We start from the raw sequence: 15,327 nt of genomic DNA on the forward strand, positions 1-15,327 counted from the left end.
ATTATAACATGATATTTACGGAAAAATAATAAAAAATCCCTTCAGTTTTCCTGAAGGGATTAGAGGGGTAAAATGCTAAGGGGAATTAGCAATTCTACTATGAAGAAAAAAGAGGTCTTAAATATAACGTATATATGACCTCTTGTAAACACTTTTCTTTCATATGTCACAATTCCGTCACATTTTCCTTATCCCTTTTAAAATGGATATTGATGTAAATGTTGTCCTCCATCCATTGTCATACAAGTTCCATTTATGTACGCAGCTTCATCTGAACATAAATAATAAGCTAGACCTGCAATTTCTTCTGGCGTACCCAGTCTTCCAAGCGGAACACTTTGTATCGTACGCTTAGCCATTTCTTCTGAAATCCATAATTTATCAGCACCGCCCGTACGTTCAATTGGTCCTGGCGCAATAGCGTTAACTCGGATTCCATATTTACGTCCCCACTCAACAGCGAGTGTCTTCGTCATTGCTAATACTCCAGCCTTCGCTGCAGCCGAATGAATAACTCCCGGACCTGCATCCCACGCATATGTTGCTACCATGTTAATGATATTTCCTTTTATACCTTTTTCAATCCAATATTTTCCGACAGCCTGGCTACAGTAAAATGTACCGTTTAACACAATATTAATAACCGAATTCCAGCCGTTCACAGATAAATCTTCTGCTGGACAAATAAAGTTTCCAGCTGCATTATTGATTAAAATATCAATTCGTCCAAACTTCTCATCAATCTGTTCAATCATTTTCTGAATATCATCCGTATTTCTTACATCCATTTGTACCGGTAATATTTGTCCTGGAAATTGTTCAATTTCCAATTTTGTTTCCTCTAGTTTTTCCTTTGTACGTCCTGTAATAACAACTCGTGCCCCTTCTTTTGCAAAGCGAGTCGCCATTCCTTTTCCCATTCCGCTCGATCCACCTGTTACAATAACTACTTTTTCTTTCATATATATCCCCCTCCAAAAAATGAATACACATTCATTTTATCATTTTATTTAATAGAAATCTTTATATTTTTAAACTTTTCTGATATTTTAACGTAAAGAGATTTCTTTTTATTCACTTTTTCGTTATCTATACTACTTTTACATGATTTAAAATATATTAAAAAAAACGAAAGGAGATTTGAGTAACCTGTAAATGTAACGAACACATGTAATATAAACTAATTAGGTATACTCATATTTTTATGAAGAAAATTACGAGAAGAGATTTTTTAAAAACTGGAATGCGTACTTGCCTATATTCATTTATAACGACTAGTATCGGATACTATTACGCTAAATATATTGAGCCTCATCTGCTCTCTTTTACAGAACATACATTGAAATCACAACTCATACCAAAAAGCTTTCACGGTATGAAGATTCTTCAATTTAGTGATTTACATCTCGGATACTATTTCTCTCTCCAACATTTATCTCAAATCGTTTCTAAAATTAATGCTGTAAAACCCGACATTGTTCTCTTTACTGGTGATCTCATTGATAATTATCAAACATATACTGACACTCCTTTCGTTGCATCTATTTTAAAAAATATACAAGCACCCTTCGGTAAATTTTCTATTTATGGTAACCATGATCACGGCGGATATGGAACGGAATACTACGAACACATCATGCGTGAATCTGGATTTGAACTGTTACTAAACAGTGAAAAGAGAATCCGTCTACTGGATAATAGTGAAATTTCAATTTTCGGTCTTGATGATATACTATTAGGCAAACCAAAAATAAAGGAGACGCTACAGCGCGCTCGGAAAAACATTTATAACATTGTTCTTGTTCACGAACCAGATATTGCACCGCAAATTGCTACATATCCGGTTAACTTACAACTTTCTGGTCATAGCCATGGCGGACAAGTACAAATCCCTTTTTTAGGCGCTATTATTACCCCAGCACTTGCTAAAAATTATGTAGAAGGTTTCTATACGATCCAAGATTTAGCTCTCTATGTCAATCGCGGCCTTGGCAGAACACGTGTCCCATTCCGATTTATGGCAAAACCTGAGATAACAATTTTTACACTCCAACATTCGTAATCATTCGCCTATTTTCTTACATATCCTTTCTTGTACGCGCTCATCCATGTTTCATTTACCATATGATAACAGTGAGTCCAATAAAGGAGGTTTGTTCATGTATCCATATTATCAACCAATCCCAGTCCGTTCAGCACCTATTGGTCCAGTAGGCGACTCACGCTTCTTTCCGTTTTTTGGCGTCCCATTTCTAGCTGGTATTGCTGGTGGACTGCTTGGCGGAGCATTAGCTTTCGGTCCTAGACCGTATTACCCACCATATCCACCACCTTTCCCACCGCCGACACCTTATCCTTGTTATGGCGGACCTTGTCAACAACCATTCTATTATTAATGTACCGCAACAATTCTACTAATGTTATTTCCTTTCTTAACCGATTCATAATCCATTAACATGCTTATAATAAAAAGTATTCTCTCTACGCATCCTTTATAATAAGTAGAGAACAAAGTAAAAAACCTCTTAAAAAAGAGGTTTTTTACTTTGTTCTCATTATTCAGCATCTGTGTTTTGATACGCCATCTTAAATAACTTCACTTGGCTATCAATCTCTTCTGCCCCATTATTAATAACATAATAATATTCACCGTCTTTATTTTGTTCACGTGTTTTCACATTATCAGCTAAAGTAAGCTGTAAAATCGCCTTAATTCGTGCCTTCATTTCAATATCTAATATCGGGAAAGATATTTCTACACGTTTCTCCATATTTCTTGTCATCCAGTCAGCTGAAGATAAATATATTTTCTCTTCTCCATTATGATGGAAATAATAAATACGGCTATGTTCTAAATATCTCCCGACAACACTAACTACCCGAATATTTTCACTTACATTTGGAATACCAGGTCGTAGGCAGCATGTTCCTCGAACGATGAGCTCTACCTTTACTCCAGCTTGTGATGCTTCATACATTTTTTTAATAAGTGGTTTATCAGTTAATGAATTCATTTTAGCAATGATATATCCATTTCCATATTGCCTATGATAACGAATTTCTTCATCTATTAAATCGATAAATTGCTCTCTTATATCAAATGGTGCAACCGATAAATGATGAAAATGCGGCTTTGTTGTATAACCACTCAAATAATTAAAGAAATTTGTTGCATCGACCCCAAAGTCTTTTCGTGATGTAATATAGCCAAAATCAGTATATAGCTTTGCGGTTGCATCATTGTAATTTCCGGTTCCAAGATGTACGAACCTTTCAATTTTTCCGTTTTTTCTTCTTACAACTAGCGTAATTTTACTATGTGTTTTCAAATGACTTACACCGTAAATCACATGACAACCCGCCTGTTCTAATTCTTTAGCCCAATGCACATTATTTTCTTCATCAAACCTTGCCTTTAACTCAACTAATACCGTCACTTGTTTCCCTTTTTCAGCCGCTACCTTTAGCGCCTGAATAATTGGAGAATCACCACTTACTCGATATAATGTTTGTTTGATCGCAAGTACATTCGGGTCGTCTGCTGCATCACGAACAAAATCAACTACTGGCTGAAACGATTCAAACGGATGATGTAATAAAATATCATGCTCAATTGCTTTTTCAAATACATCTTCCGCATCCCCTAAATCTTGAGGTCGTTGCGGAATAAGAGCCGGATATACTAAATGTTCATATAAAGGCGCTAGTTTTTTATATAAAGAAAATAGACATGTTAAATCTAACGGTCCATCCATTATATACACATCTTCATCTTTTACTTCCAACACTTCATATAATAACGCTAATACTCTTTCATCAATGTGTTCTTTGCCAACTTCTAAACGTACAGCAGCTCCCCACTTACGCTTTTTTAATTCTTTTTCAATTACTTTTAATAAATCTCTCGCACCTTCTTCATGAATCGTTAAATCCGCATTGCGTGTAATACGGAAACGAGTAACAGATGATACTTTATATCCAGTGAATAATTTATGAGTAAAACCACTAATTACATCTTCTAATAAAATAAATTTATGCTTTTGCCCTTCACTCGGTAAAAATATGAAACGTTCAAGTAATGAAGGAACTTGTACAATTCCTAACTTCGTGCGGTTTTCTTCCTCCACTTGTTTCTCATCATATAAAAGAGTAGCTAAATTCAAACTTTTATTTAATAACATAGGAAATGGACGATACGCATCGATAGCTACAGGTGTTAAGACTGGGAAAATTTGCTCATCAAAATACTCTTCTATAAATTCTCTTTGTTCTTTCGTCAAATCATGGAATGTTAAACGCTCAATCCCCTCTAACTCCAACGCTGGCAACACATAATTTTTAAACGTATCATATTGTACAGTCATTAATTCATGGGCCTTTATCGCAATTTTATTTAATTGCTTTTTTGGTGTTAAGCCAGCCTTATTTTCTGGTTGGTTAAACCCAGCGCTCACTTGATCCTTCAATCCTGCTACACGTACCATAAAGAATTCATCTAAATTGGAGCTAAAAATGCTAATAAACTTTAATCTTTCTAAAAGCGGATTCATCTCATCCTGTGCTTCTTGTAGTACACGTTCATTAAATGCTAACCAACTTAGTTCTCTATTGTTGTAATAAGCTGTATCATTTAAATTGACTATATTCCCCTTCAACATTTCCATCCTCTTCACACTTCCCTTGAAACTTTTTTACTATAATTTAGTTACTTTCATTTTAACAAATTACAATATTCCAAAGTGTTAATTTTTTGTAAAGACATCCGTACAACTTAGTGTTTTGATTCGAAGAATAAGTTAATATTCGTTTTCAATACTCTTTCCAGCTGCTTTTTTTGCTTTTCAGCTTGCACTTTTTCCGCTAATGCCGATTGCTCACATACAATTTTAAATGTTAATCCTTCTTTACTTTCTGTTATAGATATCGATTCAACAAGCGATCTTTGTCTTATATTTAGAGCTGCTGAAAATTGTAAAACAGCCCCTAATAGGCGGATTTTTTTTTGTTCGTTTTTATCAAACCATCCTTCAAACGGAGACAGATGTTGTTTGAATAACATTTTTGATTTATAAGACGCAATCAGCGCTAATCTAACTCGCTCTTTATGCATCATACCATCAATTGTTTTATTTGCTAATAAATAAAACGTATGTAAGCGGCTCGCTTCTTCGTCTATATATTTGCCTATATTAAATACTTTCGCTGCTTGATGGAACACTTCCCAGTCTTTTACTGACATAGAAATCAGCCCTGTTTCTTCAAGCTGTTGACAAATTAATCTTCCATGTTTAATAAGCTGCATTACAAATTCCATGTCCATTTCATATTCATGTGATAATAAATACAAACTTTCTTCGACTACGTTCGGATAATATGAAATCCCCAAATCTTTTGTCAACTCTTCATAGAAAACACCTTCTCTTAATCCTTTTCTACTTAATACAAATGCTGGTGCCTCTATAACATTAACAAGCGTATGAAATACTTCGACTGCGGGAACAATTGTATCCGCTCGATCTTTTGCCAATCCTTCCAATTTTTGAAGTTCTATGAACGACAAGCCTTCCAATTCTTCTTTCACATTTTTAATATCTTCTTCTTTCATCTTGTATAAATGTACTCCTGCTATAGGATAACAAATTAAATTTTGATGAATTTTCACTAAGTTCCTCGCACTACCACCAATTGCAATAAGGGGTAATTTCTTATCAATTAACCATGGTAATGTTCGAAATTGATATTCTAGGTACGTTTGAAGCTTGTCCAACTCTTCTTCAGTAGGTATATCCTCTTTAATAAATTGTTGCTTTAAAGAAAGTGCCCCAAAAGGAAAGCTATGATACTCTAAAATCTCTCTATTTCGAAAGTATGTAACTTCCGTACTTCCTCCACCAATATCTACTGTAATCCCTTCCGAGAACGAAGTTGAATTCATAACCGCTAAATAGCCGTAACGTGCTTCTTCATATTCTGATAATACTCTAAGAGTAAAGTCTGTTTGTCCTTCAACAAGTTTTTTAATTTCCTCTTGATTCTCAGCCTGCCTAATTGTTGCTGTTGCAACACAAAGTACATGGCGCAACTGATGGAATCGTGTACTTTCTTGAAATTGAAATAATGTTTGTAACAATACCTCTATTCCTTCTTCAATCAACACACCATCGACTAAGTAATTCCTTAACCTTGCAACCACTTTCGTATTTTCAATCTCTTTATAAAAACCTCCGTTTTGCTTTTCATAAATAACTAAACGCATTGTATTAGATCCAATATCTATAATGGCATATTGCTGTTTTAATATTTCTTTCAAACTTCTCACTCTTTCATTATCAAATTTCTAAAACACATTCTATTACTATTATACAAAATAGTTGTTTTTTGTAACAATATTGCTTTAATATTGAAAATATATACAATCACTTTTTGCATATAATAAAAATCACTTTTACTTATGGTATAATAATGAAAAATTGAAAGGAGATTTAATATGAAACCTTCACAACCACAATCTCAATTACAAAACCAACATTCTATTAATCGACTAGCTCAATCTATTTTCGTTGTGAATCGTCATGCTAAAGCTGCAACTAATCCGAAGTATTTATACTGGTTAAAAAAGACAGCTTTAGAACGCTTAATTACTGAAAAAAAAGCTATTAAAGAAGGATTACATTTCTCTAGAAATCCACGTTTTAGCCAACAACAATCTGATGTTCTTATACGTTTAGGTGATTACTTTTTCCATATTCCTCCTACAAAAGAAGATTTTCGAATCCTACCACATCTCGGTCATCTTGAATCCTCCTATCGAAATCCGAAAACAACCTTATCTTTAACAGTAGCAAAAAAAACACTTCAAGATTATATTGGTCCTGAAGCGCTAAAACAAGAAAAAAAATTAAGTGAACCTGTCCCATGGTATAGTCGTACCTATACAAAAAAATAAAACAGTTTGGCCAATTGTAGGCCAAACTGTTTTATTTTTTCTCTTCTTTAATTTTAATATTTGCTTGTTTATAAAAAGCTATTTTTTCTGTATTATAAGATTTCGTAAATTCATTAAACTTGTCTTTTTCTGATTCAATATCTTTATAAGACTGATTTACTACTTTTACTTTTTCACTAATATCTTTTAATTTTGTACCTTTATCTTGTAGCATTGTATATAATTCTTTTTCTTGTTTTAACGATTTATTATAGCTGTCATACATTTTGTTAAATGAATCATGTCGTTTCTCATATGTGCTTTTCACTTTATCTGCTTGATCTTTCAATTTCTTATCTTCAATTTTCTTCACATATTTATCTACCGATTTCACTTCTTCTTGTGCCTTATTTAAAGATTCTTTTTCTTTTTTAAGCACTTTTTCTCGTTCATCTGTATTTTTCACTGCTTGGTTTAGTTTTTCCTTAACAGTTTGATTATTATCTTTTCCTTCTTGAACAATCTGGTTATATAATTCTTGTCCCTCTTTCTCTAAAGTTTCAAGTTTTTTTGCATCTTCAAACATTGTTTTTTCTTGCTTTGCAGCATTTTCAAATGCAACATATAATTCCTCTTCTGGTTTCGGCCCGAAACACCCCGCTAGTAAAGTCATTGATAATGCAGTTACAATTGCTAATTTACTATATTTCAACATCTTTTTCCTCCTACTTATATACGATCATCGTGTAAAAAGCTATGAAATTATATAACCTTCTATAAACTCCACACTCGCACCTTTTTCACGAAAATCATTCATATTGTTTATAATGCTTGTACAAATTGTATTACTTGAAATTACATTTTCCATTTTTGAACTAAATAGCAGTTTCATATCCATCTTTTACTTGGCACTTTTTAAAACCTATTCATACTATGTATTACATAAAAGTACAACGGAATTCATCACAACCATACTAATTTGAAGAACAACAGTAATCATTCACCTGATAAAAGATGTTCGTTGTTCTCTCACGTCTATCATTCTATCATTCCCTTTCCCGCTTTCTATCAAATAATCTCTTTGTTCATTTTACACAGTATAAATGCTATCTTGCAACTATTCCCTAAAAAGGAAAAGTGTAGAGTATGCTTTCCTCTACACTTTTTAAAGTGAAACACATTGTGCAAAATGCATTGACACATCCATCATAATTATATGCCTATTTCATATATTTTTAAAGACTTTTATTACAAAAAAAGTCCTTTTTGTAATAAAAGTCAAAAAAATGTTACATTCAAAACTTCTTCATATCATATTTCTTTACATCAAAGTTTTACTTATTTTTTTACGAATTTCTATGCTGGTACAATTGATTTTGTGCCTTTCTTAACAATTCTTCAAACGTTTTTCCTTCTATTGGATAACTAGCAGCCCCAAATAATAGAGTCATACTTAACAAGCCATTTTCTATTTCACTTTCAATATTTTTCATTAATCGGTTTGTTATTGTCGATTTTTCATGTCCGTTATCGATCGCCACAATAACATACTTATTTTCATCCCACTTCGTAACGACATCGCCTTTACGAATTGTCTTTACAATCGTACTCTCCAACTTTTGTACTAACACCTCCAATTTTTTTTCTTGCACTGTTTCTTTTAGTCCTTTCCATTCTTTCACAGAAAGAATGTACACTGTAATATTATGAGAATCTCGTTCTGATAAAGCAGCTACTTTCTCAAAAAAATCAACTACAAAATCATTACTTGCCATTCCTCCTACTTCCGTATCCATACGCCCACTCGCTCTTTTATCATACCAATGTCCAAAATAATAGCTGAGTATCATTTGCAATATATAAATAATAAAGACGGTATAAAATGATCGCGAATCCAGTTTTGTAATTACATCCTGAAGCGCAATCCATTCTGTAACTGCCACTGTATTCCCAAGTAATAATCCACTAATTTTCCCTTTATGTTTCATACTTCGCCTCCCTTCTATACCAATATATGTTTCTATAACAATTATGTTTTTCTACAAAATAAAAAATGTACATATTGAGTGTACATTTCCGCTTAAGCTTGTCTACCATTTCTATTCTATTTCATATATACCATACATCATTTTAGAAATATGGTGACCTACATGCTACAAAAGAAAAATCTATCAGATATTATACGTTTACTATCGGGGTTTCTGTTGTCGCTAAAATTACTATTTAATTCTTTCGGAGTAAACTTCATTACATATAATCAAATTGACGCTATTGTAAATATGGATCGAACAAAAAAGGAACCTTTCATACAGGTTCCTTTTTATCATTGCCGTACAACAACTTCATTTGTTTGCAGCGGACCATATGATACTCCGTTATATTGAAATGTATATGTAGCCTGAAATAGTGTGTTTTTGAGTTCTTTATCTTTATTTGCTTTTATTTTACAAATTAATTCTACCTTCTCATTTGGTAATAAATTATCGATTCTCCACCTTACAAGCTGGAACAGAAACTCGCTCATTCCCTTATCAGCCTTTAATGAATTTGGAATATATGCAAAATAATCTCGAATCATATGACTTACTACAACTCGTGAAATCATTTTCATTCCTTTATTTTCAACTTCAATTCGAATAATAAGTATGTCGTTTACATCACAGGTCAGTTCATATGAAAATTTTTCTTTATACATACTACGGATTTGTAATGTAACTGCTACGTTAGGACATTCGTTTTCCTTTTTTGAGCCATCAATCCATAATACCGGTTGTAGCGGTATTGAACGCCTTCCTTGATCCGGAATTCGTTTCCATATTTTCATAATAATATTCACCCCATTTCAGATGCATCATATCCATACGACCTTATTCTGCCTCTCTACACAATATTAATAAAGCTCGTTACAAACGATATATAGTTATTACTCTTCCTTTTATCCTATTCGACAAAGTCAAGAAAAAACCATTTTTCATCTGTTAACAGCAGGTATTCTTACTGAAATATTTTTTTACAATTTCCTTCATTGACTTTTTACCAATACTAAGTATTACTCACTCTTTCGCTGTCCATACAACAGAATATTTTGACGGAAGAAAAAGTTTGCCTTTTAGTCAAATTTGACTATAATATTCTTTATGGCTTTGTCAGTGCACTTGTGTAAATTGATTTAAAAAAATATATTTATAATTTTTATGCGCTGCACTCAAAACTTAATATAGTTTACTTATTATTAAAGGAGGGTTATCTTTGGAATCTCAATTATCAAAAAAAGACTCCAGCAAGACAAAATTTGTTGTTGCGGGTTTACTACTTGGTATTTTAATGGCTGCAATGGATAATACAATCGTTGCAACAGCAATGGCAACAATCGTTGGAGACCTAGGAGGATTTGACAAGTTCGTTTGGGTCACGTCTGCATATATGGTAGCAACAATGGCAGGGATGCCTATCTTCGGAAAACTTTCTGATATGTATGGACGGAAACGCTTTTATATTGGTGGCCTTATTCTTTTCTTGTTCGGTTCTGCACTTTGTGGAACAGCATCTAGTATTGAGCAATTAAGTATTTATAGAGCAATTCAAGGAATTGGTGGCGGCGCTCTTATGCCTATCGCCTTCACTATTATGTACGACATATTCCCACCAGAAAAGCGCGGAAAAATGACAGGGCTATTCGGTGCTGTTTTCGGAACATCTAGTGTATTCGGCCCTTTATTAGGTGCTTATATTACAGACTATATAAGTTGGCACTGGGTCTTCTATATTAATATTCCATTAGGACTTATTTCCTTCTTCTTCATTACGAAATATTATAGTGAATCTCTAGAATTTAGAAAACAAAAAATTGATTGGGCTGGCGCTATTACACTTGTTATTAGTATCGTTTGCTTAATGTTCGCCTTAGAACTTGGTGGTAAAGAATACGCATGGAATTCCACTGTGATTATCGGCTTATTTACAACAGTTGTTATTATGCTTATTATTTTCTTCTTCGTAGAACGAAAAGCAACCGAGCCTATCATTTCTTTCCATCTATTTAAAAAACCTTTATTCGCAGCTAGCCAAGGTGTTGCCTTTTTCTATGGTGCCGCTTTTATCATCTGTACAGTTTATATCCCAATCTTCGTTCAAGGTGTTCTCGGTGGTTCAGCCTCAAATGCTGGGTTAATTTTAACACCTATGATGATTGGCTCTGTAATTGGAAGTCAAACGGGTGGACAGTTAGCTTCTCGAACAAGTTATCGTAACATTATGATGGCATCTGGAGTTTTCTTCGTTCTTGGCATTTATTTACTAAGCACTTTAACAATGGATACACCTCGCCTACTCGTAACACTATTTATGGTTCTCGCTGGACTTGGTGTTGGTTTCTCATTCTCAGTTTTAAGTATGTCTTCGATTCACAAATTAGAAATGAGAGACCGTGGTTCTGCTACATCAACAAACTCATTTTTCCGTTCACTCGGTATGACTCTTGGTGTAACAATTTTCGGTACAATTCAAAATCATATTTTTACAGATAAACTAAACACTCTCTTCCCACCTGAACTAGCAAAATTAGCTCCAAAGGGTGGAGACACAAGTTTCTTATTATCACCAGGTGCTACCGATAAAATACCAGCTGAAATATTAACTGGTATTAAAGAAGCTCTAGCTACATCTATTGCCAGTACATTCTTCTGGGCACTGATCCCGGCTGTACTAAGTATTATTTGCATTTTACTTATGGGAAATGAGCGTCTTTTTACAGGACCAAAAACGAAACAAAAACAAAAGCAAGTAAGCTAATATAACGGCATATCCCTTTATGAAAACGGATATGCCGTTTATAATATGTATAAAGTTTATATATATAGGGGTTGAGACAGCATGAGCATGAAATTAGTCATTCTCGGCTTGCTACTCGAAGGGGATAAACATCCATATGAAGTGCAGCACATAATGAAAGAACGACAAATGGACTGTTATATTAAATATGCAAAAGGATCACTTTACTATGCCTTTGAGCAATTAGAAAAACAAGGGGCAATTCGTGTTACAACTATTGTTCGAGATACAAATAGACCAGATAAAACAATTTTTCATATAACAAACGAAGGTAAACGTTTATTTCACACATTACTATTAAAACAATTCGAGGCAAAAAATCAAATATATAAACCAATTTATTCGGCACTCTCTTTCGCTCATTTTGGTGATGATCAAGAGTTAATTCCTATTTTAGAAAAAAAGAAAAATGATACCGTTCAATATTTACATAACATGCAAACTATTTATGACTGTAGCAAAGGAAAAATCCCACGCGCACAACTATATATTTTGCAAAGCGTTATTGAACATATTACAGTTGAATTGCAATGGTTAAACACCCTTCTTGCAGATGCTGTTGCCGGGCGACTTTCAGAAATTGATATAGATGCGGATTAAACTTTCAAAATAGAAACTGTAAAATGACAATATAGTTATTTTATTTCAAATTCTAAAACAAATATAACTCCATTCTAATTTAGGATGGGGTTATGCTTGTTTAATTTTCTATATAAGATAAACCAATTATTTAATAACATAACTGGCATCTTATGTATGTATAGGTACCCATTTCTTTATAAATTTAATCGCACTTTATTTCAATTCTCCTCATGTTTCTCCACTCTAAAAAATCAGAAAAATACAAATAATTAAAATACAAAACTTTAGAATTTTCTTATTTCAAAACAGTAGACAAAATTCCAAAAATTGTGTTAGAATTTGTTTCAATATCATATCGCTTGTTAAATTCCTTTCAAAAGGAAAATGGGTACACGAACAGTTTGTTTCGTGTTTAAAAGGGAAGCTTGGTGAAACTCCAACACGGTCCCGCCACTGTAAATGCTGAGATTTCTTTTTAATGCCACTGTGAAAACGGGAAGGCGAAAGAAATCATATGAAGCATAAGTCAGGAGACCTGCCTGTTTTAACAACACTGATAGATTCACGGATGATGATGAGGTGTTAAAACAAAAAGGAAGGCTTATTTTCTATGCCTTTATGCTTTTTGTTATAGGTATTTCCTAGTAAACGGAAATGCTTACTTTCAATTGGGGAGGAATTTGAAATGGCAATTCAAACAAGTAACTTAGGTTATCCACGTATCGGACTACAACGAGAGTGGAAAAAAACATTGGAAGCTTTTTGGTCTAATAAAATTGATGAAGAACAATTTTTAACAACAATGAAAGAAATTCGTCTTCAACACGTTAAAGCACAGCAAGAAAAAGGGATTGAACTTATTCCAATTGGCGACTTTACATATTACGATCACGTTTTGGATACTGCTTATATGCTAGGATTTATCCCATCACGTTTTTCTGAGTTTACATCTTACCTTGATGTATATTTCGCAATGGCGCGTGGCTCTAAAGATCACGTAGCTTCCGAAATGACAAAATGGTTTAACACAAACTATCATTATATCGTTCCAGAATATGAAGAGGGATTACAAATCTCTTTAAAAGATAATCGTCCACTTCGCTTATACGAAGAGGCAAAACAAGAATTAGGAATAGATGGAAAACCTGTTATTTTAGGACCATATACTTTCTTGAAATTAGCTAAAGGCTATACACAAGAACAATTTGCTACTATTTTAAAACAGTTAGTTGCACCCTACGTACAACTGCTTTCAGAACTACATGCAGCTGGTGTACAAATCATTCAAGTTGATGAACCGATTTTCGCTTCTTTAACGAAAGAAGAAGTTCAACAAGCAAAAGAAATTTATGAAGCTATTCGTAAAGAAGTTCCAAATGCGAATCTTCTTTTACAAACATATTTTGATAGTGTAGAAGAAAACTATGAAGAAATTATTACATTCCCAGTATCAAGTATTGGATTAGATTTCGTTCATGGTAAAGAAGGTAATCTACATGCTATTTCAAAATATGGATTCCCAGCTGATAAAACTTTAGCTGTTGGTTGTATAGATGGCCGTAACATTTGGAGAGCCGATCTTGATGAAGTTCTTACGTTATTTACAACGTTACAAAAACAAGTCCAAACGAAAGATTTCATCGTTCAGCCTTCTTGTAGCTTATTGCATACGCCAATCGATAAAACAGAAGAAACTCACTTATCGACTGAGCTATTTGATGCGTTGGCATTTGCAAATCAAAAATTAGAAGAGTTAGTTCTTATTCATTCCGCTCTAACTCAAGGTACAGAAAGCATTCATAATGAGCTGGAAACATATCGAAATGTACATCATACAATTCGTTCATCTGCTGCACGTAACCGAGAAGATGTCAAAGCAGCACGAACAGCATTAAAAGAAGAAGATTTTTCACGTCCTCTTCCATTTGAAAAACGATATGAATTACAACAAGTTGCCCTGAAGTTACCGTTGTTACCAACAACAACTATCGGTAGCTTCCCGCAAACAACTGAAGTTCGCCAAACGCGAAAAGAATGGCGTAACGGTGCTATTTCAAATGAACAATATGAACAATTTATTGAAAAAGAGACAGAAAAATGGATTCGTTACCAAGAAGAAATTGGTCTTGATGTTCTTGTACATGGTGAATTTGAAAGAACTGACATGGTCGAATATTTTGGTGAACGCCTTGCTGGTTTCTCATTCACTAAAAACGGTTGGGTGCAATCATACGGTTCCCGCTGCGTAAAACCACCTGTTATTTATGGTGATGTAGCCTTTATTAACGGAATGACTATTAAGGAAACTGTGTATGCACAAAGCTTAACAGAGAAAGTTGTAAAAGGAATGTTAACTGGACCTGTTACGATTTTAAATTGGTCCTTCGTTCGAAATGACATTCCAAGAAAAGAAGTTTCATATCAAATTGCATTAGCTCTTCGTCATGAAATTGAACTACTTGAATCTTCCGGAATTCGAGTAATTCAAGTCGATGAGCCAGCACTTCGTGAAGGAATGCCACTAAAAGAAAAAGATTGGGACGCTTATATTACATGGGCAGTACAATCCTTCCTTTTAGCAACTTCATCTGTAGCAAATGAAACACAAATTCATACTCATATGTGTTACAGTAACTTCGAAGATATCGTTGATGCGATTCGCGCATTAGATGCAGATGTGATTTCTATCGAAACATCAAGAAGTCACGGTGAATTTATTGATACATTAAAACATACAACATATGAAAAAGGCATCGGTCTAGGTGTATATGATATTCATAGCCCACGTGTACCAAGTAAAGATGAAATGTATAAAATCGTAGAACAATCTTTAAAAGTATGCGATCCTAAATATTTCTGGATTAATCCTGATTGTGGTTTGAAAACGAGAAGAACAGAAGAAGTTATTCCAGCTTTAGAGCACATGGTGCAAGCGGCAAAAGACGCTCGTTCCTTGCTAAAAACAAACGCATAATAAAAATGAGGTATCC

At 33.8% G+C, this 15,327-nt stretch carries 13 protein-coding genes and 1 riboswitch; of the genes, 7 read left to right on the forward strand and 6 right to left on the reverse strand.

Features of this window, described 5'->3' with window-relative positions:
* Window positions 1-197 precede the first annotated feature (197 nt).
* Window positions 198-962 (reverse strand): 2,4-dienoyl-CoA reductase, encoded by a 765-nt coding sequence (fadH, locus tag MR083_RS06440; protein ID WP_000660918.1) that lies wholly within the window; start codon window positions 960-962, stop codon window positions 198-200.
* Window positions 963-1,204: 242 nt separating this feature from the next.
* Here fadH and MR083_RS06445 point away from each other — a divergent pair, with 242 nt between their 5' ends.
* Together MR083_RS06445 and MR083_RS06450 are read left to right on the forward strand one after the other, a co-directional pair.
* A complete protein-coding gene (locus MR083_RS06445) occupies window positions 1,205-2,062 on the forward strand; it encodes a metallophosphoesterase (protein ID WP_000724516.1) in 858 nt (285 codons plus the stop codon).
* A gap of 97 nt (window positions 2,063-2,159) precedes the next feature.
* Window positions 2,160-2,396, forward strand: coding sequence for a hypothetical protein (locus tag MR083_RS06450; RefSeq protein WP_000283744.1), 237 nt, complete (start codon window positions 2,160-2,162; stop codon window positions 2,394-2,396).
* A gap of 159 nt (window positions 2,397-2,555) precedes the next feature.
* On the opposite strand, the gene MR083_RS06455 is transcribed toward MR083_RS06450, so the two are convergent.
* The gene (locus MR083_RS06455) at window positions 2,556-4,664 is read right to left on the reverse strand and encodes a polyphosphate kinase (protein ID WP_014893533.1); all 2,109 of its coding nucleotides are present in this window, start codon (window positions 4,662-4,664) and stop codon (window positions 2,556-2,558) included.
* A gap of 107 nt (window positions 4,665-4,771) precedes the next feature.
* Entirely contained in the window at window positions 4,772-6,310 is a 1,539-nt protein-coding gene (gene ppx / locus MR083_RS06460; protein WP_000658869.1) for an exopolyphosphatase, read from the reverse strand.
* Between the two features lie 177 nt (window positions 6,311-6,487).
* Here ppx and MR083_RS06465 point away from each other — a divergent pair, with 177 nt between their 5' ends.
* Window positions 6,488-6,946 (forward strand): YkyB family protein, encoded by a 459-nt coding sequence (locus MR083_RS06465; protein WP_000804868.1) that lies wholly within the window; start codon window positions 6,488-6,490, stop codon window positions 6,944-6,946.
* A gap of 31 nt (window positions 6,947-6,977) precedes the next feature.
* Here MR083_RS06465 and MR083_RS06470 read toward each other — a convergent pair whose 3' ends face one another.
* The gene (locus MR083_RS06470) at window positions 6,978-7,640 is read right to left on the reverse strand and encodes a YkyA family protein (RefSeq protein ID WP_000922494.1); all 663 of its coding nucleotides are present in this window, start codon (window positions 7,638-7,640) and stop codon (window positions 6,978-6,980) included.
* Between the two features lie 631 nt (window positions 7,641-8,271).
* On the reverse strand, window positions 8,272-8,913 hold the full coding sequence (locus tag MR083_RS06475) for a diguanylate cyclase domain-containing protein (RefSeq protein WP_000680842.1): 642 nt from the start codon (window positions 8,911-8,913) through the stop codon (window positions 8,272-8,274).
* A 162-nt stretch (window positions 8,914-9,075) separates the two neighbouring features.
* On the opposite strand from MR083_RS06475, the gene MR083_RS28145 reads away from it, so the two are divergent.
* Window positions 9,076-9,309 carry a hypothetical protein gene (locus MR083_RS28145; RefSeq protein ID WP_041184695.1) on the forward strand — a complete coding sequence of 78 codons (234 nt, stop codon included), beginning with the start codon at window positions 9,076-9,078 and terminating at the stop codon, window positions 9,307-9,309.
* Here MR083_RS28145 and MR083_RS06485 read toward each other — a convergent pair.
* Window positions 9,249-9,749 (reverse strand): hypothetical protein, encoded by a 501-nt coding sequence (locus MR083_RS06485; RefSeq protein ID WP_000708167.1) that lies wholly within the window; start codon window positions 9,747-9,749, stop codon window positions 9,249-9,251. The two genes, MR083_RS28145 and MR083_RS06485, sit on opposite strands and share 61 nt — an antisense overlap.
* Window positions 9,750-10,174: 425 nt before the next feature.
* Here MR083_RS06485 and MR083_RS06490 point away from each other — a divergent pair, with 425 nt between their 5' ends.
* The 3 genes from MR083_RS06490 (at window position 10,175) to metE (ending at window position 15,311) form a co-directional block, all read left to right on the forward strand.
* The gene (locus MR083_RS06490) at window positions 10,175-11,716 is read left to right on the forward strand and encodes an MDR family MFS transporter (protein ID WP_000445752.1); all 1,542 of its coding nucleotides are present in this window, start codon (window positions 10,175-10,177) and stop codon (window positions 11,714-11,716) included.
* An 81-nt stretch (window positions 11,717-11,797) separates the two neighbouring features.
* Window positions 11,798-12,355 carry a PadR family transcriptional regulator gene (locus tag MR083_RS06495; RefSeq protein WP_000062077.1) on the forward strand — a complete coding sequence of 186 codons (558 nt, stop codon included), beginning with the start codon at window positions 11,798-11,800 and terminating at the stop codon, window positions 12,353-12,355.
* Between the two features lie 351 nt (window positions 12,356-12,706).
* Window positions 12,707-12,894, forward strand: a riboswitch (cobalamin riboswitch).
* A gap of 128 nt (window positions 12,895-13,022) precedes the next feature.
* Window positions 13,023-15,311: a 5-methyltetrahydropteroyltriglutamate--homocysteine S-methyltransferase gene (gene metE, locus MR083_RS06500; RefSeq protein ID WP_242268745.1), complete on the forward strand. Its 2,289-nt coding sequence runs from the start codon at window positions 13,023-13,025 to the stop codon at window positions 15,309-15,311.
* The last annotated feature ends 16 nt before the right edge of the window (window positions 15,312-15,327 follow it).

Source organism: Bacillus cereus group sp. BfR-BA-01408, assembly GCF_022663305.1.
Classification (GTDB): domain Bacteria; phylum Bacillota; class Bacilli; order Bacillales; family Bacillaceae_G; genus Bacillus_A; species Bacillus_A pacificus.